Annotated in this window: 21 protein-coding genes; 1 reads left to right on the plus strand and 20 read right to left on the minus strand. The window is 53.3% G+C overall.

The annotated features are described in order from the left end of the window. Positions 1 to 19 precede the first annotated feature (19 nt). From PspTeo4_RS11260 to PspTeo4_RS11335, 16 genes are all read right to left on the minus strand, one after another. The gene (locus PspTeo4_RS11260) at positions 20 to 775 is read right to left on the minus strand and encodes an SDR family oxidoreductase (protein ID WP_322363824.1); all 756 of its coding nucleotides are present in this window, start codon (positions 773 to 775) and stop codon (positions 20 to 22) included. After that, positions 772 to 2304, minus strand: coding sequence for an APC family permease (locus PspTeo4_RS11265; protein ID WP_322363825.1), 1533 nt, complete (start codon positions 2302 to 2304; stop codon positions 772 to 774). Before PspTeo4_RS11265 ends, PspTeo4_RS11260 begins: the two co-directional genes overlap by 4 nt. Positions 2305 to 2750: 446 nt before the next feature. Beyond that, entirely contained in the window at positions 2751 to 4346 is a 1596-nt protein-coding gene (locus PspTeo4_RS11270; RefSeq protein WP_322363826.1) for an allantoin permease, read from the minus strand. 351 nt (positions 4347 to 4697) lie between these two features. Then, positions 4698 to 5588 carry an alpha/beta hydrolase gene (locus tag PspTeo4_RS11275; protein WP_322363827.1) on the minus strand — a complete coding sequence of 297 codons (891 nt, stop codon included), beginning with the start codon at positions 5586 to 5588 and terminating at the stop codon, positions 4698 to 4700. 39 nt (positions 5589 to 5627) lie between these two features. Next, a complete protein-coding gene (locus PspTeo4_RS11280) occupies positions 5628 to 6401 on the minus strand; it encodes an SDR family oxidoreductase (protein WP_322363828.1) in 774 nt (257 codons plus the stop codon). A gap of 143 nt (positions 6402 to 6544) precedes the next feature. Then, positions 6545 to 7981 (minus strand): NAD(P)(+) transhydrogenase (Re/Si-specific) subunit beta, encoded by a 1437-nt coding sequence (locus tag PspTeo4_RS11285; RefSeq protein ID WP_322363830.1) that lies wholly within the window; start codon positions 7979 to 7981, stop codon positions 6545 to 6547. A 2-nt stretch (positions 7982 to 7983) separates the two neighbouring features. Next, the gene (locus PspTeo4_RS11290) at positions 7984 to 8298 is read right to left on the minus strand and encodes an NAD(P) transhydrogenase subunit alpha (protein ID WP_322363831.1); all 315 of its coding nucleotides are present in this window, start codon (positions 8296 to 8298) and stop codon (positions 7984 to 7986) included. Between the two features lie 11 nt (positions 8299 to 8309). Continuing rightward, positions 8310 to 9431 carry a Re/Si-specific NAD(P)(+) transhydrogenase subunit alpha gene (locus tag PspTeo4_RS11295; protein ID WP_322363832.1) on the minus strand — a complete coding sequence of 374 codons (1122 nt, stop codon included), beginning with the start codon at positions 9429 to 9431 and terminating at the stop codon, positions 8310 to 8312. Between the two features lie 54 nt (positions 9432 to 9485). Beyond that, positions 9486 to 10568 carry a Gfo/Idh/MocA family oxidoreductase gene (locus PspTeo4_RS11300; protein WP_322363833.1) on the minus strand — a complete coding sequence of 361 codons (1083 nt, stop codon included), beginning with the start codon at positions 10566 to 10568 and terminating at the stop codon, positions 9486 to 9488. A gap of 51 nt (positions 10569 to 10619) precedes the next feature. Next, a complete protein-coding gene (locus tag PspTeo4_RS11305; protein WP_322363835.1) occupies positions 10620 to 11663 on the minus strand; it encodes a Gfo/Idh/MocA family oxidoreductase in 1044 nt (347 codons plus the stop codon). Between the two features lie 19 nt (positions 11664 to 11682). Next, the gene (locus tag PspTeo4_RS11310) at positions 11683 to 12843 is read right to left on the minus strand and encodes a Gfo/Idh/MocA family oxidoreductase (RefSeq protein WP_322363836.1); all 1161 of its coding nucleotides are present in this window, start codon (positions 12841 to 12843) and stop codon (positions 11683 to 11685) included. Between the two features lie 139 nt (positions 12844 to 12982). Continuing rightward, positions 12983 to 14698 carry an acetyl/propionyl/methylcrotonyl-CoA carboxylase subunit alpha gene (locus tag PspTeo4_RS11315; RefSeq protein ID WP_322363837.1) on the minus strand — a complete coding sequence of 572 codons (1716 nt, stop codon included), beginning with the start codon at positions 14696 to 14698 and terminating at the stop codon, positions 12983 to 12985. Beyond that, a complete protein-coding gene (locus tag PspTeo4_RS11320) occupies positions 14695 to 16293 on the minus strand; it encodes a 5-oxoprolinase/urea amidolyase family protein (RefSeq protein ID WP_416196919.1) in 1599 nt (532 codons plus the stop codon). The genes PspTeo4_RS11315 and PspTeo4_RS11320 overlap by 4 nt, the downstream gene beginning before the upstream one ends. A 4-nt stretch (positions 16294 to 16297) precedes the next feature. Further along, the gene (locus PspTeo4_RS11325) at positions 16298 to 17071 is read right to left on the minus strand and encodes a 5-oxoprolinase subunit PxpA (RefSeq protein WP_322363838.1); all 774 of its coding nucleotides are present in this window, start codon (positions 17069 to 17071) and stop codon (positions 16298 to 16300) included. Between the two features lie 44 nt (positions 17072 to 17115). Beyond that, positions 17116 to 17403, minus strand: coding sequence for an antibiotic biosynthesis monooxygenase family protein (locus PspTeo4_RS11330; RefSeq protein WP_322363839.1), 288 nt, complete (start codon positions 17401 to 17403; stop codon positions 17116 to 17118). A gap of 23 nt (positions 17404 to 17426) precedes the next feature. After that, the gene (locus PspTeo4_RS11335; RefSeq protein WP_322363840.1) at positions 17427 to 17876 is read right to left on the minus strand and encodes an OsmC family protein; all 450 of its coding nucleotides are present in this window, start codon (positions 17874 to 17876) and stop codon (positions 17427 to 17429) included. Positions 17877 to 18010: 134 nt separating this feature from the next. Between PspTeo4_RS11335 and PspTeo4_RS11340 the strand changes: the two genes are divergently transcribed. Continuing rightward, positions 18011 to 19027, plus strand: a complete 1017-nt coding sequence (locus tag PspTeo4_RS11340) for an IS30 family transposase (protein WP_008435491.1) — start codon at positions 18011 to 18013, stop codon at positions 19025 to 19027. On the opposite strand, the gene PspTeo4_RS11345 is transcribed toward PspTeo4_RS11340, so the two are convergent. The 4 genes from PspTeo4_RS11345 to PspTeo4_RS11360 form a co-directional block, all read right to left on the minus strand. Further along, positions 19016 to 19804 carry a putative hydro-lyase gene (locus PspTeo4_RS11345; protein ID WP_322363841.1) on the minus strand — a complete coding sequence of 263 codons (789 nt, stop codon included), beginning with the start codon at positions 19802 to 19804 and terminating at the stop codon, positions 19016 to 19018. The two genes, PspTeo4_RS11340 and PspTeo4_RS11345, sit on opposite strands and share 12 nt — an antisense overlap. 30 nt (positions 19805 to 19834) lie before the next feature. Further along, on the minus strand, positions 19835 to 20242 hold the full coding sequence (locus PspTeo4_RS11350; RefSeq protein ID WP_322363842.1) for a GlcG/HbpS family heme-binding protein: 408 nt from the start codon (positions 20240 to 20242) through the stop codon (positions 19835 to 19837). Between the two features lie 19 nt (positions 20243 to 20261). Next, positions 20262 to 21017: an SDR family NAD(P)-dependent oxidoreductase gene (locus tag PspTeo4_RS11355; protein ID WP_322363843.1), complete on the minus strand. Its 756-nt coding sequence runs from the start codon at positions 21015 to 21017 to the stop codon at positions 20262 to 20264. A gap of 63 nt (positions 21018 to 21080) precedes the next feature. Further along, positions 21081 to 22205, minus strand: coding sequence for an acetoin dehydrogenase dihydrolipoyllysine-residue acetyltransferase subunit (locus PspTeo4_RS11360; protein WP_322363844.1), 1125 nt, complete (start codon positions 22203 to 22205; stop codon positions 21081 to 21083). Between the last annotated feature and the right edge of the window lies 1 nt (position 22206).

Here is a 22206-nt window from a genome sequence, read left to right on the forward strand (position 1 = left end):
GAGGCTCATTCTTCTAGAATTACTTCAAGCGATCAAAGCCATGTTCAGCATTGGCAGCCGTTATCCCGCCATCAACGACCCAGAGCGCGCCGTCAACAAAACTCGCTAAATCACTGCACAAGAATGCGATGACGTTTGCAATTTCGCGCGGTTCTCCCAGACGCCCCACTGGGTACAAACTGGCCATCCGGCGCTCGCCATCACCATGATCAATCTCGGCATCCCAGGCCGCAGTCCCCATAGGCGTTCGTATAGAACCTGGGCATACGCCATTAACTCGAATCCGTCCTTCGAACTCTAGTGCGGCAGCACGCGTATAGTTAGCAATCGCAGCCTTGGTCGCTGCGTAGATCCCGGTGGATTTTTCAGCTGTAAAGCTCAAGATAGAGCCAACATTTACAATCGCGCCACCATGACCGCGCCTTGCAAACTCGGTGGTCAGTAACATCGGCGCAAAGAAATTCACTTCGAACACTTTGCGAGACATCTCTTCACTTGTCTCGGACAACGTTTTCTGCAGTACTATTCCCGCGTTATTCACCAAGATGGACTTCTTGGCTGCCTGTCCAAGCCGATCAAATACATCCTTCTGAACGGTAGAGTCAGTTATATCCCCACGGACGAATTCGTCGGCAGCAGCTACCTTCTCTGCAGCTAGATCAACACCGATAACGTAGGCACCGGCCTCTTTTAGAGCTGCGACCGTTGCCGCCCCAATACCCGAAGCAGCCCCTGTGACGATTGCTCGGTAACCTTGAAGATCAATAGCTATCATACGACACTCCCAGCATGGTTCTCGGAAACGGTTACCTCATCGACCTCGTTTGTATCTACCTGAGTGACGGTTAGGGTATTACGCCTAAACGCATACAGCCACCATCCCCAACCGCAGCCAATGAGTACAGAAATGACAGCGACACCGAATATCACAGCGGTGACAGGCCCAGGGCTTGGAGAACCTTGAGCATCCACCTCCCCTACCAACACCGGAAAGTTGACGATGATCAGGCCGACTAGAACAGCGAGAACCACCACCGATGTGAGTGGAGCAATCAACCTCACGATAATGCCGATTTTGTCGTGCAGAACCTTATTTTTGGCAAAAAACATCAATGTCGAGATCGAAACCACGAACATCATGAACACTACGCCGATAACGCCTACCGCTGAGAACCAGGAATACACCTGGCCGTAGGGGTCGAGGCCTGTTATCAACACCACGAGCGTCAGCAATGCAATCACCAACGAAGTAGCAAGAGACGCAACGCCTGGAGACCGGTGCTTCATGTGTTGGCGGCCCAGGAACTGTGGAAGCGCACCACTCCGACCATTGGTAAACAAATACCGTGCCGTCACGTTATGCCAGGAGAGGATGCACGCCAGAAGACTGGTAACCAACAGAACGTTGATAACGAGAGCCAACCAATCTCCGACATAGCGTGCAGCAGTCATTTGGTACATGTTGCCGGCTGACATTGATTCCAGCGCAGTAGAAACCGCGCGCGAGCCCCACCCCTCAACGAACGCCCAGGTAGCAAGCGTATACACGACGGTAACGATGAGCACTGCACCATAGGTGGCGCGAGGAATGGTTTTCGCGGGATCCTTGGCCTCGTCACGATACACAGCAGTCGACTCGAACCCCATAAAAGACGAGACGGCAAATGTCAATCCGAGTGCAAAATTTCCGGAAAACACGGCGTCGAAAGTAAACGGCTTAAGAGTCAGCCCCTCTTCTCCGCCCTGCCCTACAATCGCGACGCTCACAATCGTAACGACCACCAGTTCGGCAATCAGCAATACAGCGAGTACCTTTGCACTGAAGTCGATATTACGGTACCCAAGGTAACCGATCGTCGCGATCAATACTCCGGAGATCACCCACCAAGGAACACTGAGACCAAACACGCCGAGAAAATTGGAAATCAGCAGTCCCGCGAAAGGGTACATGCCGACTTGCATGGCGACATAGGCATAAACAGCCATGAACGTTGCGCCAACCCCGGCGGGGAATCCAAGTCCAGCCTGAATGTAGCTATAGAACCCGCCAGACTCTCGGACATAGGGCGTCATCGCCGTAAACCCAATGGAGAAAATCAAGAGAATCAGAGCGATTAAGATGAAGGTCGATGGAAAACCGATCCCGTTTCCCGTCGCGATGCCTACCGGCCCCAGGCCAGCCACCACTGACAACGGCGCCGCCGCAGCGAGAACCATAAAGATGATCGAACTAACACCTAACTGCGCAGACAGCGGTGCCTGCGATGAAACTTTATCTCTCGACGAACTTCCTACTGTAGTCATTTCGCCACGCCTCTGATTAATTATTGTTAAGGGGTGCTCACTAGCAGATCTAGCATTCACCAAACATAAAGGCAGATTACAACCAAGACACCCAAGACAGGTGCCAACTCAAAAGATTTAATAAATGACCGCAAGATCTCCATTACCCGCCTGCATTCTATCCAGCAGCAAATAGGGAGAAAAACCATAGTCGCTATTACCTTGGCAGCCACTCACACAGCAATGCCTTTTAACGGCCGATAATGAAACCAACTGATTGCCGGTTTTCGGGATAAAATATTCTTTTGGTAACATTTTGAACTGAAAGATTGATAATATCCAATTTCGATTGCAGATCGCCTAAGATAAAAAATCTTATCACCTGCTCACGCAGCGAGTGTCGGGGCTTCAAAATCAGCCCCGATAATCCAACGCGATCAATTGGAAGAGGCGCTTAGCACTTGACCTTAAGCGATGCTTGACTCAGTTCGACTCGACAGCGCCTGAGACTCCTGCTTGACCGCTTGCAGGAACGCATGATTGCCTTCTGCGCATCCTGTGCAGATAGCCTGCTGGCCAGCGGAGGGATCGCAATCCATTTCAATCGCAGTGTAAGACCGATCACAAACGTGGCATTTGATGTGCTGGCTCCATACGTCCACCACTTCACTTCTAGGATCTTCGGCACGGCGAATTGGCCGACCATGAACGGATTTGGCAATCAACCAGTAGCTCAATGCTGCGATTGCAGAAATGATGATGGGGGCGAACTCGACATACCACCCCCCCTTAGCGCCGAACTCGATGATGGAAATACCTACCGCCGTAGAGAACAAAATTGCCCACGCACCCGGCATGATTGCTTTGACCCTACCTGGACGGAACTCAGAATGCTGGGTGTCCTGATACAGCGCATAATGAGTCATCAGGATCGCGACCCAAGAAGTAACGGCTACGCCCTGCCAAGCTAGCGCTTTCAACAAATAACTGAACACGTTGGTGAGCATCAAAGAATAAACGCACGCCCCAACAAAGAGAACCCACACGGCCCGGGGCAACCGCAAACCAAAACCTCTAGCCGCGAAACCAGCCATATTCAACGAAGCCATATAGTAGTTGGCAGTGTTGATACGTGTTTGGCTGACGATGATGAACAACAGGCCGACCACACCTGACGACTTCAGCACGGCTTCCGCGATACCCTGCTCACTGGCCTTCAAACCAGGAAAAACAGTTTCCATGATAAAGATACCCGCTACGCCATTGATGACATAAAGGGCAAAATAGAAAAGCGGCCCAAAGGTAACGATACCATGAAATTTCGCATCCTGCGGTTTACCGAAGCGCGAAAATTCAGCGGTCACCATCATGTTGACGCAAATGCCCATGTACACAATAAATGCCCACAGCCAGCCTGGCATGGAAGTTTCAATGGATGGCTGAATAGACAAAAATCCAGCGGAAAAGCCAAACCGGTTACCGGCCATCAAGACAATCAGCAGCAGGCCGCCGATGTACAATGGCAACAACGCTCCATTGAGCTTATCCATCCATGCCTGGATGCCACCTACAACAAGCGGCATTGCATACAGGACTACCAATAAATACCACCAGCGGATGTCACTCTCAGGTGAAAAATACTGCTGCAGCGCGACAGCAATAATAGAGCCTTCGAATACCGCGTAGTACGTAGCGGTAACGGCGAAAAGTAAAGACGAGATAATTGCACCAACGTTGCCGAATATCCCTCTGGATAGCAATGCCACGGAGAGACCACTTTTGATAGATCGCTGACTAATGATGTAGTTTATCACTCCATAGAATACTACTGACAATCCGATACCGATGAGTGCACTACGTGAGCCTACCGCCTGCGCGACAGCAACACTGATGTAGAGATAAAACAATGCGCTCAGCACAGACCAGGATGCCATCGCCAGACTCCACCGACTGGAACGAGCGGCCAAAGGCACTACATGCCTTGAATAATCCTCGGCAGACTGCTCCTGTAATACGCGGGGATCATCCTTAGAACTGATTTCAAACTGACCTACATCTGCCATAGCCTTCTCTCTTATCTGTCTATCAGCCTTTACGCTGAGGCAGTCGCCCCGTTGCACTTGCCACCCTAGCCGCCAACTACTGACGAGATTCAACGCCCTTATTTAACACAACTAACAATCGGGCCAAATCGATGAAACGCTCTAATCTCCCGCACCAAAATTATGCAAAATGAAGGGCCTTGTCCTCTTTACGACCCAATTTCTACCACAAAAAAAAGCCAGGAGCCGCTTTCAGACAGCTCCTAGCAAACTAGGTACAAGCAGACACAACAAGAAGCCTACAAAACAGTAGCCATCGACAACCACTGGTTTGACTCCGCGTACGCACCGGGTATACCGGCGCCCGCTCACTTAACGATCGGCGAAAAACTTAAGCAATTCAGTTACCAATTGCTCGGGTTGTTCCTCAGGGATATAGTGACCGCTACTAACCATAGTTCCGGTAACGTCCGAAGCAATCTTCTTGAGTTCACCCACGAGGTCAGGCATTGAGCCCTGATCAGCACGAACGGCCAAGACAGGCATCTTTAGCATGCCCTTCTTCGCCAACTGCCGATTCTGCTCAGCAGAAAGAGTCATTGCGCGATAATAGGCAAGCCCCCCTTTCCAACCATTGAGTTTGAACACCCGCAGGTACTCTTCAAAGTCTTCCTGAGAGAAGACCTGAGGATTCGCCGACTTGCGTTGCAGGTACCATTCTAGGTAGATGTGCTCACGGCCTTCCAGAAGCGCCTCTGGCAGATCCGGAATGTTGTGGAACCCACAGTGCCAGGTGCGCCAAGCTGCATCGGCGGCCCATGGCAGGTTGTCAGGCAGGCTGATACCGGGAATGCCACAGTCCAAAATCGCCCACCCCGTCACTGTGTCGCCGTAATTCGCACAATAGGGGTAGCTCACCCAGGCACCGAGATCATGCGAGATAAGGGAGTGTTTCTTCACACCCACCTGATCCAGCATCCCACGCAGCAAACGAGCAATATTGGAGGTATCGCAAGATGCTGGGCGTTCGGAATCGCCTTGGCCTGGGAGGTCGGGGGCGATGACGCGGAAGTGTTTACCCAACGCCGGTAGAACCTTACGCCAGGCGTACCAACTCTGCGGGAAACCGCAGATGAGCACCATCACCTCACCGTCTTCAACGCCACCACTGACGTAGTGCATACGCGTGCCATCGACGGTCACAAAAGCACGCTCGAATCCTTCTACACCGCAATCCGGCCATTCACGCTTGCTAAACATCATGTCCACCCGTGCAAAGATGCTAGTAGAGACTCAATTTGATTAGAATGGATCTCGGGCAGCGGCCAGCCAACCGCCATCCATCACGTACTCACTGCCATGAACGAAGTCCGCCTCATCCCCACCGAGGAACGCTGCGAGTTTCGCGATCTCGCTAGGCTGGCACCAACGCCGGGCAGGGAATTTCTCAAGTGCCGCCAGCATATCGGGCGAGTGAGCGGTCACCGGGTCAGCCATCGCAAGTGGAGTAGCAGTTGCACCAGGGCAGATCGTGTTCACGCGAATGCCACTAGCTCCGTACTCAAATGTCAACTGACGAGTAAGACCAATTACGCCGTGTTTAGAAGCTGTATAAGCAGTACCACCACCAGCAGCACTGAAGCCTGAGGTCGAGGAGGTATTGATAATTGCACCTTTCTTCTGCTTAAGCATTTGAGGAATGACGGCACGCGCCATCAAGAAAGGCCCTGTCAGGTTGACCGCAATGACCTTGTTCCACTCTTCAACGGACACTTCATGCGCCGTAGCGTGCCCATCAAGGATACCGGCATTATTGCAAAGTAGGTCGATACGCCCCCATTTGGCAATGACTGCCTCGACCGCTTCCTTGACACTGGCTGGGTCGCTGACGTCTACACGATAGGCGAAGCCAGATTCAGGATTGGAAATTTTGGAAATCGATTCTTCAGCGGCTTTAAGGTTGATATCGAGAGCGACAACAAGGGCCTGACGGGCAGCAAATTCTTCAACCATTGCCCTCCCCATGCCAGAACCTGCACCAGTAATGATGACTACGCGACCATTGTAATTATTCATAACACACTCTTCTTTAGAAATTGTAACTGTGCATTGATATCTAGCGCCGCCAGATGTCTTCGATAATCAGCCATCCATCTGAACGCGTCCAATCGCCATTCACGATGGTTTTAGATAGGCTTTCCTTATCAGTCACGACGTTGCTACGCCGCGGCCTTGACCATCTCCTCAATGACCTTTTTCGCGTCGCCGAACACCATCATGGTCTTGTCGAGGTAGAACAATTCGTTGTCCAAACCGGCGTAGCCGCTAGCCATTGAACGCTTGTTGACAATGATGGTTTTGGCCTTGAAGGCCTCCAGGATCGGCATGCCAGCAATCGGTGATTTCGGATCGTTCTTTGCCGCTGGATTGACTACATCGTTGGCGCCCAGGACTAGCACAACGTCGGCCTGGCCGAATTCGGAGTTGATGTCGTCCATCTCGAATACCTGGTCGTATGGCACTTCGGCCTCGGCGAGCAGCACATTCATATGCCCAGGCATGCGCCCCGCCACCGGGTGGATCGCGTATTTCACGGTCACACCGCTGTGGGTCAGCTTCTCGGTCAGTTCCTTCAATGCATGCTGGGCCCGTGCCACCGCAAGACCATAGCCAGGAACGATAATCACGCTGTCAGCGTTGCTCAGCAGGAAGGTGGCATCGTCTGCCGAGCCGGACTTCACAGGGCGCTGCTCTTTGGATCCTTGCGTCGCGCCGACATCGGCATCGCCGCCAAAACCGCCAAGAATGACGCTGAAGAACGAACGGTTCATTGCCTTGCACATGATGTACGACAGGATAGCGCCGGACGAACCTACCAAAGAGCCAGCGATGATCAGCATCGAATTGTTCAGTGAGAAGCCGATACCTGCCGCCGCCCAGCCGGAGTAGCTATTGAGCATCGACACGACTACTGGCATGTCCGCCCCTCCGATTGGGATGATCAGAAGCACGCCCAGTACGAAAGCGAGTACCAGCATCAAGATGAAGGCGTCGATCAACCCTGTAGCGCTGTAGATGATGCCTACACCGAAGGTCGTGAACAGAACCAACATGTTGGTTTTGAATTGCCCTTGAAATACAAACGGAGCGCCTTGAAACAGTCGAAATTTGTACTTGCCTGACAGCTTACCAAACGCAATGACCGAGCCCGAGAAGGTGATTGCGCCGATAGCTGCGCCAAGGAACAGCTCTAGCCGGTTACCACCAGGAATCGGATCACCCATGGAAGCAACGATACCCAATGACTGAGGTTCGATTACGCCAGTGATGGCGATGAAAACAGCGGCCAAACCGATCATGCTATGCATGAAGGCGACCAGTTCCGGCATCTTGGTCATCTCAACGCGCTTGGCCATGACCGAACCAGCGGTGCCACCGACTAATAGGCCAACGAGGACGTAACCGATTCCTGTGCTGGCGATCTCTGCGCCAAGCTTGTAGATGAGGCCCACCGTAGTCAGCATGGCTATTCCCATGCCGATCATGCCGAACAGGTTTCCGCGTCGCGACGTGATTGGGTGTGACAGGCCTTTGAGCGCCTGGATAAAGCAAACCGAGGCGACGAGGTAGAGGAGCGTTACCAGATTCATGCTCATGGTTACTTCTGCGCCTCGTTCTTGGTTTTCTTCTTGAACATTTCCAGCATGCGTCGAGTGACCAGGAAGCCACCAAAGACGTTGACCGCAGCCAGCGCCACTGCCAGCGTTCCCATGGTTTTGCCCAGCGGCGTGACGGTAAGTGCGGCGGCCAGCATGGCGCCGACGATGACGATCGCCGAGATGGCGTTCGTTACCGCCATCAAGGGGGTGTGCAGAGCCGGAGTAACGTTCCACACCACGTGGTAGCCGACATAAATGGCCAGCACGAAAATGATCAGGTTATAGATGCCATGGGAAATCAGCATATCTTCCATAGTCGTGCTCCTTAGCCGTTTTTGCGGACAATTTGGCCGTCGCGGCACATCAGGCAGGCCGCGACGATGTCGTCTTCGAGGTTGATCAGCAGCGCGCCGTCCTTGTCGAACAGCAACTTCATGAAGTCCAGCAGGTTGCGCGCATACAGGGCCGAAGCATCGGCGCCCACCTGGGCCGGCAGGTTGGTCGGGCCGACGATGGTCACGCCATTGGTCTGTACCACCTGGTCGGCTACCGTCAGCGGGCAGTTGCCGCCCTGGGCTGCAGCCAGATCGATGACCACCGACCCAGGCTTCATTTCCGCCACAGTACCCTTGTGCAATAGAATCGGCGCCCGACGGCCGGGGATCAATGCTGTAGTGATAACGATGTCGGCTTGCTTGGCTCGGTCATGCACGGCTTGTGCTTGTCGGGCCATCCAGCTGGCCGGCATAGGTCGGGCATAGCCACCGACGCCCTCAGCGCACTCGCGCTCCTCGTCGGTCTCGTAGGGCACGTCAATGAACTTGGCGCCCAGCGACTCAATCTGCTCTTTCACGGCCGGGCGTACGTCGGACGCCTCGATCACCGCCCCCATGCGTTTGGCCGTCGCAATCGCCTGAAGGCCGGCAACGCCTGCGCCTAGGATCAGCACGCGCGCGGCCTTCACTGTACCGGCGGCGGTCATCAGCATGGGCATGAAACGTGGGTAGTAATGAGCAGCTAGCAACACCGCCTTGTAACCAGCGATGTTGGCCTGTGACGACAGTACGTCCAGGCTTTGTGCCCGAGAGGTGCGTGGCGCGGCTTCCAAGGCGAAAGCGGTAATGCCGCGCTCGGCCATCTTGCCAATCAACTCGCTGTTGAAGGGATTGAGCATGCCCACCAATAGACTGCCACTGTTGATCAGGGCCAATTCCTGGTCATTAGGCGCAACCACCTTCAGTACAATTTCTGCACCAAATGCGTCGCTCGCTTTACCTACCGTCGCTCCTGCTGCTTCGAATGCGCTATCAGTGATACAGGAGTTCACGCCGCAGTCTCGCTGGACTACAACTTGATGACCTGCTGCAACCAGGCGCTTGACTGTGTCTGGTGTCACCGCTACACGTGTCTCGCCATGTGCGGTTTCCGACGGTACTCCGATATACAAGGAACTTCTCCGTTTATTATTTGCTCAAAAACTTCATGTAATGAAGAGTAAGGATTAAGCAATCAACTTCTTAATGGTTCGCAACGTTTCGGATGATGGTCGCGGGCGACTTTTCCTCTCCGCTAGGGTTTGCGGCAGCCCTGATGCAGCTGCTCGCTCTATAGCGAAAAGAATCTCCAGATCTACCAGCCCTTCTTCACCGCAGGGTTGAGGCGGTCTACCTTGCTCAATACAGTCTGAGAAGTAAGAAATCTGTCCCGCAAAATGGTCATAATGAGGGAAATTGACGTACTCGTTTTCGTCTCGACTTTTTAACGACATTGACATCGACTGCTCGAAACGGAAGCCCGGATCCATGTTCAAAACGCCTTCAGTACCCACGACACGATAAGTGTCGACTGGATAAGCTCCAAAGCTGCAGTAGAATTGCGCCAGTCGATTTCCAGGGAAGCGTAATGTGACAGCTATCGAGTCATCGATATTAGAGAATCGGAGGTCTTCAGCCCGTCGGCTGCTCATCGCAGAGACGGCGATGGGGTCGGCCGCGAAGATGTGACGGGCAGCGTTAATGCAATAAATGCCGATATCCTGTAGGGGGCCACCCCAATGTTCTATATTTAAGCGATGATTTCCGATGTCACTCTGAAAGCTGAACGTCGCAGACATGAATACCGGATCGCCAATACGGCCATCGCGGATGGCATCCAATGCAGCAATTGTGCCGACGTCATGATGTAACCTGTAACTTGTCATCAGATAGACACCAGATTCTTTCGCCGTAGCAATCATGGCGTCAGCATCCGGCAACGAAGTGGCAATCGGCTTCTCGACCAATGCGTGCTTTCCAGCCTTGGCAGCCTGGATGGCAAACGAGGCATGAAGAGGATTCGGCAACGCGATATACACAGCGTCGACAAGGTCGCTATTCAGAAGCTCATCAAAATCTTCGTAAGCGTATACATGGCTGATACCATGCTGGTCGGCCAATTTCCGGGCACGTTCAGGACTGCCAGAAACAATCGCTGTAATCTGGGAGTTCTCCAACAAAGAAACGGCAGGAATGAATGCGGTCTGAGATATCCAGCCAGCGCCCACTACGGCATATCGAATCACTTTTAGACCCTCGAATAAATGCATAATACCGAGCGGCCGAACCGTTTAGTATTGACGCAACCTAGGTAGTCATATTTATCGGTACAGCAAAGGGCGGGGAGGTATTGCTAGTTCAATAGTACTATCTGTGGATACGCGTGCTGCTAACTGCTCAGCAATCAACGTAGTGATATATCCATCCCACGCAGTAGCACCATGACTCGGAACGCCTGTTGCCACACTGTTAACCCAGCTACGAGTTTGGCCTTGATAAGCAGCGGCGAAACGCGGCACCCAATTTCGAGGAACGTGAGCGCCTCGATGGTACGACTTGTTTACAATCGGAGCTGAAAACTCGGGTAGCGATACAGTACCCTCGTCCCCCACCAACTCAGCGTGCACTTGATAGCCGAACTTGCAATTCATATACAACTCGGTTGACGACATCGCGCCATTTGCTAGGCGCGCAACGATCATCATCGGGTCGCCTTTTTCAGCAACGGTGATCCGTACAGCTTCAAGTTCAGTGCCCAATAGCCAGCGCATCACATCAATTTCATGAACAAAAGCGTTCGTGATGAGCATGTCACCAGTCATCCAGTCCGGGGCGACCGGATTACGATGGAAGTTATGCAGAATTTCAGGTTTGCCAATAGCGTTTGCTTCGAAGAGCCTTTTTAACTCCTCGTACCCTGGATCAAACCTGCGCATGTAACCAACCTGAACATGGGCGCGGCCTTTCAAGCATTCAGCTTCAACGATTTGGTTCGCCTGATCAGCCGTCATAGCTAATGGCTTTTCACACAAAACAGGCTTGCCGGCTTCGATGCATGCTAAGACGAGTTCAGCGTGAGTTGAATCTGGAGATGCAATCAAAACTGCATCAATCTCGTTCGAGTTAATCAAATCGAAAGGATCCGAGTACACGCTAGCGTTGCCAGCTATAGCACGCGCCTTTTCTGGTTCATAGTCACAGACCCCTGCCAAATGCGCATTAGGTGTATGCGTGGAAAGAATCCTTCCATGCTCCTTACCCATCACTCCTGCACCAATCAGTCCAACCGCGACACTCATTTTAGAGTCTCCAGCAGAGGTAAATTTAGCAGTGGCAAAAATGGGCGTGACGAAGGTCACGCCCATTTTGGACTTACTTACATAATCAAGCAGGTTGCTCGATTTCTTCCCACTCGCCGCTTACACCAGAAGTCAAGATGGCATCGGCGATACGCTCGATCTGCAGACCATCGTCAAAGTTAGGCGAAGCCTGACCCTTCTCGGCGATCGCCTTCAGGAAGTTGTACCACTCGATCGATTTGATATCGATATAGCCTTGGCCCATGCCGGCAACAGGCCAGAGCTTGTCACCGAATGGCTGATGAGGGCCCGAGTAAATGGTACGGAAACCGAAAGCATCCTTCGGATCATCTGCGAAAGCAACACGCAGCTCATTAAGACGCTGGTAATCGAAAGCGATAGAGCCTTTGGTGCCAAAGATTTCAAAACCGAGTTGGTTATGGTGGCCCCACGCATTTCGAGTTACCTCGATGGTGCCGTACACACCATTTGCAAACTTGATCATGGTCAGAGCGGCGTCATCCACATCCACCTTGCCACGTTCGCTAGACGCTTGACCTGCTGGGCCGAAGAAACGACCGGCCGGCAGTGGGCGTTCTGGGATGAAGGTTTTGACGATCGAGTTCACCGAGGCGAACTCGCCCACCAGAAGTCGAGCAGCATCGATTACGTGGGTACCGATATCACCCAGGGTGCCCGAGCCAGCCTTGGCCTTATTGAAACGCCAGGACAGCGGCAGCTCAGGATCAGCGCCCCAATCTTGCAGGTAGTAGCCACGGAAGTTCAGGATCTCGCCGATACGGCCTTCCTCGATCAGACGCTTGGCCATCTGCACGGCTGGGGTGTGACGATAGTTGTAAGAAACCATGGTAACAACACCGGTTTTCCGCGCTGCTTCCTGCATGCGCTGAGCTTCTTCAACAGTCATCGACATCGGTTTTTCGCACATCACATGCTTGCCTGCCAGGGCCGCAGCAATGGCGATTTCGGCGTGAGTATCGTTTGGGGTACAGATATCGATGATGTCGATATCTGGACGGTTAACAACATCACGCCAGTCGGTAGCGTATTCGGTGAAACCGTACTGCTTCGCCGCGTTTTGCGCTAGTTCTTCATCGATATCGACAATTACTTTACGCTCGATTTCGACTGGGGCACCGAACAGGATTGGAACAACTGCAGTGGCGATAGAATGGGCTTTGCCCATGAAGCCAGTGCCGATCAGTGCGACATTGTACTTTTTCACGATCCTTACTCCTTTAGGGCTGACCTTTTTGTCTCACCCTGCCTCTGTTAAACCAACCCCAGCTCTCAATCACTAGATGCTGGAAATTTCTTTCTCACCAATAAAACTGTCCTGCGTCCATCTACCCGACAGACGACTCCTAATTCGAATCGATTTTCGCAATCTCTTCACCCAGCGCTACAACAGATCCAACACCAACCAAAACCTTGAGCGTTCCATCCACCCTGGCAGTTACCTGAGTTTCCATCTTCATCGCTTCGACAAGAGCAATAACTTCACCTTTGCCAACAACAGCCCCATCTTCAACAAGCCATTGCTGTAAGGTTCCTGGGATCGGCGAGCTTACCGAACGAAGGTCATCCGACTTCACTACGACCGGAGCATCGTTACGAATATCACTAGTTGAAAACAGTGCAGACGGGACACCGAGACGATGAATTTTTCCGTCAATCTCGATAAGGCATCGAACGAGTTGATTCTCAGAGTAATTCACACGTTCTGCAGGAGGCAGCCCATGAAACTCTGTTTCAATCCAATTCGTGTAGACGCCGAATGGTTCGTGACCATTAAATTTTGGCTCGTCCATCACAGCACGATGGAAGGGAAGCACAGAAGCCACACCTTCGATTTGGAACTCTCCGAGAGCTCGTCGGGCGCGCTTAACTGCTTCTTCACGCGTTTCACCAAACACGATGAGTTTAGCCATCATGGAGTCATACAGGCCAGGAATGGTCGACCCACTCTCTACGCCAGTGTCAAGGCGAACACCTGGGCCAGATGGAGCACGGAATTTCTCAATATGTCCTGGCGTGGGCAAGAAGCCCCGCCCTGGATCCTCAGCATTGATACGAAACTCAAAAGCGTGCCCACGAGCAACCGGAGTCTCCAAGACTGACAACGGCAGCCCGTCAGCAATACGCAGCTGCTCAACCACGATATCGACGCCGGTGGTGACTTCAGTAACAGGGTGCTCAACTTGCAGTCGGGTGTTAACTTCCAGGAACGAGATCGTTCCGTTACGGGACAGCAGAAACTCCACTGTTCCGGCCCCAACATAACCGGCACGGCTGCAGATATCGCGGGCAGCTTTGTGAATGGCGGCGCGCTGCTCCTCAGTGATGAAAGGTGCCGGCGCCTCCTCTACCAATTTCTGATTACGACGTTGCAGAGAGCAGTCACGAGTACCCAGCACCACGGTGTTGCCATGAGTATCGGCAATAACCTGTGCTTCGATATGGCGAGGTTGCTCAAGGAACTGCTCGGCATAACACTCGCCGCGTCCGAAGGCCTCCGTCGCTTCACGTACCGCCGATTCAAACAACTGCCCCACTTCTTCTAGCTTATGGGCGACCTTCATACCACGACCGCCGCCACCGAAAGCCGCTTTGATAGCGAGTGGTAATCCCACCTCTTTGGCAAATGCGACCGCTTCTCGAGCATCTGCCAGCGGGCCAGGAGTGCCCTTCACCAATGGAGCGCCAACTGCTTGGGCAATGTATCGCGCTTCAACCTTGTCACCCAGTGCTCGGATGACCTCAGGAGACGGCCCTACCCAAGCCAGGCCGGCATCCAGCACCGCCTGTGCAAACTCTGCACGCTCAGACAAAAAGCCATAGCCTGGGTGAACTGCATCAGCGCCGGCACGCGTGGCTATATCAACGATCTTTTGGATGTTGAGATAGGTATCCGCTGGACGGCCAGGGCCAAGACCATAGGCTTCGTCTGCAAGTTCAACGTGAAGGGATGAAACATCGGCGTCCGAATAGATGGCAACGGAAGTCACACCATAATCCTTCGCTGCTCGAATAATTCGAATTGCGATTTCGCCTCGGTTGGCGATGAGTAACTTCTTCATCGATCGATTTCCTTTACTTGCGGATCAAAGCCAGCGATTGCGTTAAAGCGGATGCGTGCACCAATCGGGATCTGCGCCGCCAATGAGAGGTGATGCTCGGCTACTACGGCAATTACTGGGTAGCCGCCTGTGAGCGGATGATCAGCGAGGAATAGCACCGGCTGACCGTTGCGGGGAATTTGAATCGACCCGCGCGATGTACCTTCGGACGGGAGCTCGTCAGCACATTCACGGGACAGCGCACTGGCACCATTGAGTCGAACGCCCACGCGGTTAGACTCAGGAGTAACTGTCCAGGCCTGCTCTGTGAACGTACGAATTGCCTCAGGTGTAAACCAGTCAGTACGCGGGCCCATTACAACATCGAGCACGACGACATCGCCGCTTCCCGGCAGCCTGGGTTGCTCCGCTCCGTGCGCACAAACCGAGCCACGCGTGTCATTGGAGGGCAGCAGAACCATGCCTGCACTGATTGGATCCGGCCCTACTTTGGCAAGAGTGTCGGTCGAAGCCGATCCGAGGACTCTTGGTGCAGCGAATCCACCCCGAAGCGCTACATAGCTTCGTACGCCGTGCGCAGGCACGCCGAGTGTCAAGATGTCTCCTGCATCCAAAGCAATTGGAGCGATCGCCGAAGGTACGCTTGTACGGCCATCCGCAGTGGTAATAGTGAGTGGTGATGCAGCGCCAGTTACAGCTACAGTCAAAGGCATCTCGGCCTCGAAAACCGCACCACCATAGGTAACTTCAAGGGCAACAGCTGCGTCAGCATTCCCAAGCAAGTAGTTGGCATGACGCAGCGCCTGACGATCAGCCGCACCCGATTGTGAAACACCCTGGTGAGCATTACCTGCCCGGCCAAAATCCTGGAACAACAACGGTCTATCTGATCTAACAACCCTGAACCCTTTACCGCCTTGGTATGGATTCGAAGCAGGCTTCGTATCAACAGGCTGGATGGTTTTTATGCTATCAACGGCTTCGACGAAGCGAACCCGATCACCTGGCTTCAGCAACGCTGCCGGTTCACGGTTCACATCCCACATAGGAATCGAGGTTGTGCCGAGCAGTTGCCACCCGCCTGGAGTGTCAGATGGATAGACGCCACAGAAACGCCCAGCCAGCGAAACCGAACCTGCTGGGATACGTACGCGAGGGCTATCTCGACGAGGGACTTCCAAGTCAGGATCGTCGCATGTCATGTAGGCAAACCCAGGTGCAAAACCTGTGAATGCAACGGTGAAAGTTGCAGCGCGGTGTCGGCGAATCAGCTCATCTACAGACCATCCCAAGTACCCAGCGGCAAATGCTAGATCCTCACCGTCGTAGATCATGGGTATCTCAACCAGATCCCCAGAGCGGCCCTCACCTGCTTGAGGTCTTAAGGCCAAAATATGGGCATAGAGCTCTTGCGCAGTCGTCACGAATGGATCGAACGAAACATGAAGCGTGACAGCGCCTGGGACTACTTCAAGCACGCCTTCGATATGTGCCGCTTGAAGCGCATCACCAAGAGCGATCGTCGATTCCAAGTCATCCAGTTCTACTATGAAACGATTCGATCCTGCGGGAAGAAACTGCAGCGTCTTGGACATGCGGTCAATCCTCACTCACGGCTGCAAAACTACGCAGCAGCACATTATTTGCCTCGAACGCCTCTCGGAGTGCTTTAGCCGTAAGTACTGCAGCGGGGTTATCACCGTGAACGCAGATGGAATCAGCCTGCAAATGCACCGTGCGGCCATCTACTGCTTCAACGATACCCTCGCGCACTAAACGCAGCATTCGCTGAGTAATCACGTCTGGATCATGAAGCACCGCCCCAGGCAGGCGCCGGTTAACCAACGAGCCGTCACTGTTGTAGGCACGATCAGCGAACGCCTCGCAAACGACGCGCAACCCAGCTTCGCGAGCCTGCTCAACAATCGGCGCGCCTGCCAGCACAAGCAACATGAGCGCTGGGTTCACTGCCTTGATAGCCGCAATTACATCCGCCCCCTGGCGACGATCTTTGGCAATCGTGTTGTAAAGCGCGCCATGAGGTTTGACGTAACTGATGCTGGTACCAGCGGCTTTGGCCAAGCCCTCCAATGCACCGATTTGATAGATCACATCACCTATCAATTCAGAGCTAGAGGGTTCCATGACACGCCGACCAAAACCAACTAAATCACGGTAGCCAACGTGAGCTCCAATGGTGACCCCGCGAGCCACGGCTTCTTTGAGCACCGACAGAATCCCAGCGGGATCACCCGCATGAAAACCGCACGCGATATTCGCACTGGTGACGATGTTCAACATCGATGCATCGTCACCCATAGCCCATGGGCCGAAGCTTTCACCAAGATCACTGTTCAGGTCGATTCTAACCATTACCCTGCGCACTCACTGAAGATCACATTGACCAATTGAAGCAATTACGCCAAATCATACTTTCGAAGAGAAGTCGTCTTGATCAAATGACCATACTTCTCACCAAAGGCTTTCATATTAGCGGTATGCCCGTGCAGCTCTAGAGATTTTTCATCATCCCAGATCTCATAGAACAGGAACTCATCAGCGCTGTCCTGTGCAACATGAAGATCATATTTTACAAAGCCAGGCTCAGTTTTAGCGTACGCAACCAGCTCGAGCAGTGCTTCCTTAAGCTCGGCTCCTTTACCTGGCTGAGATTGAGTCACAGCAACAACATAGAGCTTGCCCATCTTCTTAACTCCTAGAGTTATTATTAAACGATCTCGACCTTAACAGCAGTTTTGATAGAGTTTGCGATGAAGCATCCCTTGTGAGCTCGATGATGCAGGCGCTCCAAGGTTTTATGATCAGGCTGCTTTTCCGAGCTGAACTCGACTCGAGGAGACAAAATAATTTCAGACACCCAGAACCCACCCTCTTCCCGCTTAGCAACTATACCTTTCGCATTGTCGCTGTAGCGAGAAACAACATACCCTTGACCCTCACAAATGGCCAAGAAATACAGCATATGGCAGCTTGCCAGAGCACTGACCAGCAATTGCTCAGGATCAGCCTTTTCTGCAGAGCCCAGGTAATCAGAGGCCGCGGAAGCTGCAACTTTTACCTGATCACTGAATACCACTTCCAGATCTCGACTGTAGGTACCTGGCTTTTCTTTATGATCAGCCGCAACCCAAAGAACTTTTGCAAAATGCTCCGACATCTCAAACACCCCGAAAATTGATACTAAGCGACAGAAAGATCTGGTGAATCTGCAGCGATATCAGTCAGAAGCATATAACCAGGGCGGCGGCAAAAACTGAGTGCAACACCTGACCTTTCCGGTAGGGTGTTGCCATGTCTTATCACGAACTCAGCGTTGAAGAACGCTCCGATATCCAGGTCAGTCTGCTGCGTGGCATGAGCCAGCGCGCCATTGCCCGAATGCTCAACCGCAGCCCCTCAACGATCAGTCGCGAGATCCGTCGCAATCGTGATGCCCGGGGTGAGTACACCACCCAGCATGCCCAACAAGCCATGCGCGATCGTCGATTGCCCTGCCGGCCCCGGCAAAAGCTGGTGCCCGGCAACGAATTGTTCGAGCTGGTCGCCCACCTGCTGCGACAGCGCTTTTCTCCCGAGCAGATTGCCGGCAAGCTGCGAACCATGAAATCCCCAAGCTTCGAAGACGCCTACGTCTGCCGCGAGACGATCTACAACGCGATCTATGCCCTGCCGGTCGGCGAACTGCGCAAGGAGCTGATCATCTGCCTGCGGCAAGGCAAAACCTCCCGCCGTCCGCGTTCTGGCGGCGTAGATCGCCGTGGCCAGATCCCGGACATGGTCAGCATCCATGTGCGTCCGCCGGAGATCGAGGATCGCGTGATGCCGGGACATTGGGAGGGCGACTTGATCAAGGGCAAAGCCAACGCATCGGCCGTGGGTACGCTAGTCGAACGCACCAGCGGCTACCTGATGCTGGTGAAGATGCAAGACGCGACGGCGACCTCGGCCGTGGAAGGCTTCAGTTCGGCGCTGAACCATATGCCGCTGGCGGCCCGCAAGAGCATGACCTACGACCAAGGGCGGGAGATGGCGCGTCACGCGGAAATCACCCAGAAGACCGGGGTGGCAATTTACTTCTGCGACCCGCACAGCCCCTGGCAGCGCGGCAGCAATGAGAACATCAACGGACTGATCCGCCAGTACCTGCCCAAGGGCACGGATCTGTCGGTGTGCAGCCAAGAGCAGTTGGATGCGATTGCCTACGAGTTGAACATCCGACCGCGTAAGCGCTTCGGTTTCAAGTGCCCCATCGAGGTCATGACCGAGCTGATGGCCAAGCATCACGAGGCTCCCGCCTCAATCCAGTAACTGTGTTGCACTCAGCTCCTGCAACCGCCCAGGCTCATGCGTGATGGCGATATCTACACCCGCTTGCTTAATCGCCATTTGTGGGGTCACCCCACACGCCCAGAAGCCCAGGATATCCCCTTCGCGATAAACGGGAGGATCACCAAAATCGGGATGGTCAATGTCCTTGATCCCGATTAGCGCAGGATCACCGATATGCACCGGTGCACCATGGGCAAGGGGGAAACGCTCAGACAGGACGATCGCCTTGATAGTGTCCTTCGGCCGGAAAGCGCGCATCGAAACCACCATCGATCCCTTGAAGGGCCCGTACTCTTCAGTCGGAAGGTTCGTGATGTACATAGGAACATTTCGATTCGCAGTGATGTGCCGAATCTCAATACCCGCGTTTAGGATGGCATTCTCGAAGGAGAACGAGCACCCCAAGGCGAACGTCACGAAGTCGTCCCGCCACAGCTCCGTCAGTGAGTCGACGGTTTCTGTATGAACGCCATTACGGTAAACACGGTATCGCGCAACATCAGTACGGATATCGATATCACCGGCCAATGGCAAGCTTGGGTCTCCCGGTTTTCCCATTGCAACCAAGGGGCAGCTCTTGGGGTTCAGATCGCAGAAAACTTTGAAGTCGTCCGCGAATCGCTTGGGCAGGATCATCAAGTTGGCTTGCATGTAGCCATCAGCGAAACCGCTCGTTGGCACCCGCAGGTTGCCAGCCCGGATCATCTGCCTTACTTCAGCAGCAGACTTCGCCTGCATTTCTTTTATTTGTTCCATTCTGGCACCTACGTGAACGAATCAATTCGCTTACTGAGCTTGCAGTACGTCGACCATCGCTTTTGCGATTTGAACGTCAGCATCTTCCGGCCCGCCTGAGACACCGACGCCGCCGACCACCTCGCCATTGATAGTGACCGGCAGGCCACCACCGAACACCACAAATGGACGTGCGCATGAGCGCTCAAGACCATACAGCTCTTGACCAGGCTGCGTGATCGCCATCCATGTGTCAGTCGACTTGCGCAATGCCGCAGCGGTGTATGCTTTGTTAGTTGCGACCTCAATCGTGCCGAATGCAGCGTCCTCGACTCGGATGAAGCCAACGAGATGGCCGCCAGCATCAACAATCGATAGGCACGAGCGCTGGTCAAGCTCTTTTGCTCGCTTAATGCCGGCTTCAAGTGCTGCCATTGCAAGTTCGTGTTTGATAAACATCCTAACTTCTCCTGTCGACTTAGCTGTAGACGCCACCACAAACATTAATTGCTTGCGCGGTTACGTAAGACGACTCATCAGAGGCCAGGAATACGAACAGCGGCGCCACTTCATCTGCGGTTGCTTGTCGACCGAGAGGGATAAGAGACTTAACAAGCTGCTCCTGCTTTTCTTTTCCGCCGATATAGTCGATCACCGGGCCATTGAACGGAGTATCTACCCAACCTGGACAAACCGCATTGACACGCACCCCATCTTTAGCAAGCTCGATCGCCATAGTCGTAGCCATACCGATGACCGCAGCCTTAGACGACGAATAGCAAGTCAAACCTGGCGCGCCACGCTTGCCAGCCAGAGAGGACATCATGACAACAGAAGACTTCTTCGCTTTCTGCAGGTGCGGCAGAGATTCTTGCACGAAGATAAAGTTTGCTCGGACATTGATATCAAAAACTTTATCCCACGCCTCAGTGGAAAAATGGGAAACATTGCCAGAAAGTTGAATACCAGCATTGAGGCACAATGTATTTATTCCCCCCAGCCAATCCGCAGCCTTGGCTACAACCGCACGAATGTCGGTTTCGCTACTTAGGTCAGCACGGAAAAACTTAACTGTTTTGGGAAACCGCTGTTCAACTTGAGCGCCGCGTTCCGAGTCAATATCCACGATGGCTACTTTTGCGCCTTCCTGAACGAAAGACTCCAAGATGGCGAGCCCAATATTAGCAACGCCACCTGAAAGCAGGACGAGCTTACCCGCCAAACGATCGGTCATATCAACCTCGTTTAATAATTTATTTAGTAAACGCCACCACCCTAAAGATGATGGCGCAAGGAATTACTTCGCCCGGGAAATATTTTCCAGCACAAGCGAATTAACTTCCGAGGCCGCTTCCATCTGAGGCATGTGGCCAACACCACGAATCACATTCAATTTTACTTGAGAAGGAACTTGCGATTCGCTCGGCAGCGGAACGATCTGATCATTCTCACCCCAAATCAGAGCAACGGGGCCTTTGAAATCGGCGACCGTGCCAGCGATCCAATGACGCTGCTGACCGCTCTCATCCACGATGGTGTCGCGAATCGCGGACAGTGCTTCTGGCACACCTTCCAGGCGCTTGAAACGCAGCGTCCCTTCGATCATGTCGTTGCTGATTTTGGAAGGGTCTGCCAGCAGGCGCTCCAAGACTTCCTTGAGAGGTCTACGGCGCTCAGCCGAAATGAAGTCATCAAGGAACGACTTGTTAATCTGCTTGCTAAGGCCAACAGGAGCAATTAGGGACAGCGATGCCACTCGACCTGACTGACGAGCCGCCAGCGCTGCGGCGACCGCACCACCGAATGAGTGGGCGACGATATGCATCCGACCTGGAGCAACAGACTCCAGTACGCGCTCAACTGCACCAACCAGATCGTCAAAGACGTTATTGCCTTGAATAGGCGTGGATGCACCGTGCCCTGGCAGATCGACCGCAACCACACGATGACCTTGCGCGAGCGTATCCTGGTTGAACAACCAAGTGGAAAGGTCACCGCCAAAGCCATGAACAAGCACTACGCTTTCATCGGTCTCGAGGCCCATTGTAAGCACATTCACTACACGACCATCGCCAATATCAACTGCCTTGACGCTTGGCGCGTTCAGGTCTTCTTCAGCCGCTGAATCATCGGCGCTAGCGAAGGAAGCGATAAATGCATCGATGTCAGCATCGCTCACCGAAGCATCAGCAATGACACCAACTAAGGCGCCAACCGGTGCAGTGTCACCAACTTGAACGACAATACGACGAAGGATACCGCTCGCAGCAGACTCTACCGAGTTGGTGGTTTTGGTCGACTCTACTTCAATGATTTCCTGACCACGGGAAACCTCGTCCCCCTCAGCGACCAGCCAATCTGCGACAACACCTTCAGTCATCGTCATCCCCCATTTGGGGATAGTTACAGCATCAATCGACATT

The sequence above is a fragment of the Pseudomonas sp. Teo4 genome (genome assembly GCF_034387475.1).
GTDB lineage: Bacteria > Pseudomonadota > Gammaproteobacteria > Pseudomonadales > Pseudomonadaceae > Aquipseudomonas.

Excerpts from the sequence above, each read along its gene's own strand:
- PspTeo4_RS11260 (WP_322363824.1), bottom strand. The coding sequence starts at position 775 with ATGATAGCTATTGATCTTCAAGGTTACCGAGCAATCGTCACAGGGGCT.
- PspTeo4_RS11340 (WP_008435491.1), top strand. The coding sequence starts at position 18,011 with ATGTCTTATCACGAACTCAGCGTTGAAGAACGCTCCGATATCCAGGTC.
- PspTeo4_RS11275 (WP_322363827.1), bottom strand. The coding sequence starts at position 5,588 with ATGATGTTTAGCAAGCGTGAATGGCCGGATTGCGGTGTAGAAGGATTC.
- PspTeo4_RS11280 (WP_322363828.1), bottom strand. The coding sequence starts at position 6,401 with ATGAATAATTACAATGGTCGCGTAGTCATCATTACTGGTGCAGGTTCT.
- PspTeo4_RS11360 (WP_322363844.1), bottom strand. The coding sequence starts at position 22,205 with ATGTCGATTGATGCTGTAACTATCCCCAAATGGGGGATGACGATGACT.
- PspTeo4_RS11355 (WP_322363843.1), bottom strand. The coding sequence starts at position 21,017 with ATGACCGATCGTTTGGCGGGTAAGCTCGTCCTGCTTTCAGGTGGCGTT.
- PspTeo4_RS11320 (WP_416196919.1), bottom strand. The coding sequence starts at position 16,293 with ATGTCCAAGACGCTGCAGTTTCTTCCCGCAGGATCGAATCGTTTCATA.
- PspTeo4_RS11265 (WP_322363825.1), bottom strand. The coding sequence starts at position 2,304 with ATGACTACAGTAGGAAGTTCGTCGAGAGATAAAGTTTCATCGCAGGCA.
- PspTeo4_RS11290 (WP_322363831.1), bottom strand. The coding sequence starts at position 8,298 with ATGGAAGATATGCTGATTTCCCATGGCATCTATAACCTGATCATTTTC.
- PspTeo4_RS11305 (WP_322363835.1), bottom strand. The coding sequence starts at position 11,663 with ATGGGCGTGACCTTCGTCACGCCCATTTTTGCCACTGCTAAATTTACC.
- PspTeo4_RS11300 (WP_322363833.1), bottom strand. The coding sequence starts at position 10,568 with ATGCATTTATTCGAGGGTCTAAAAGTGATTCGATATGCCGTAGTGGGC.
- PspTeo4_RS11335 (WP_322363840.1), bottom strand. The coding sequence starts at position 17,876 with ATGTCGGAGCATTTTGCAAAAGTTCTTTGGGTTGCGGCTGATCATAAA.
- PspTeo4_RS11345 (WP_322363841.1), bottom strand. The coding sequence starts at position 19,804 with ATGGAACAAATAAAAGAAATGCAGGCGAAGTCTGCTGCTGAAGTAAGG.
- PspTeo4_RS11350 (WP_322363842.1), bottom strand. The coding sequence starts at position 20,242 with ATGTTTATCAAACACGAACTTGCAATGGCAGCACTTGAAGCCGGCATT.
- PspTeo4_RS11285 (WP_322363830.1), bottom strand. The coding sequence starts at position 7,981 with ATGAGCATGAATCTGGTAACGCTCCTCTACCTCGTCGCCTCGGTTTGC.
- PspTeo4_RS11270 (WP_322363826.1), bottom strand. The coding sequence starts at position 4,346 with ATGGCAGATGTAGGTCAGTTTGAAATCAGTTCTAAGGATGATCCCCGC.
- PspTeo4_RS11325 (WP_322363838.1), bottom strand. The coding sequence starts at position 17,071 with ATGGTTAGAATCGACCTGAACAGTGATCTTGGTGAAAGCTTCGGCCCA.
- PspTeo4_RS11330 (WP_322363839.1), bottom strand. The coding sequence starts at position 17,403 with ATGGGCAAGCTCTATGTTGTTGCTGTGACTCAATCTCAGCCAGGTAAA.
- PspTeo4_RS11315 (WP_322363837.1), bottom strand. The coding sequence starts at position 14,698 with ATGAAGAAGTTACTCATCGCCAACCGAGGCGAAATCGCAATTCGAATT.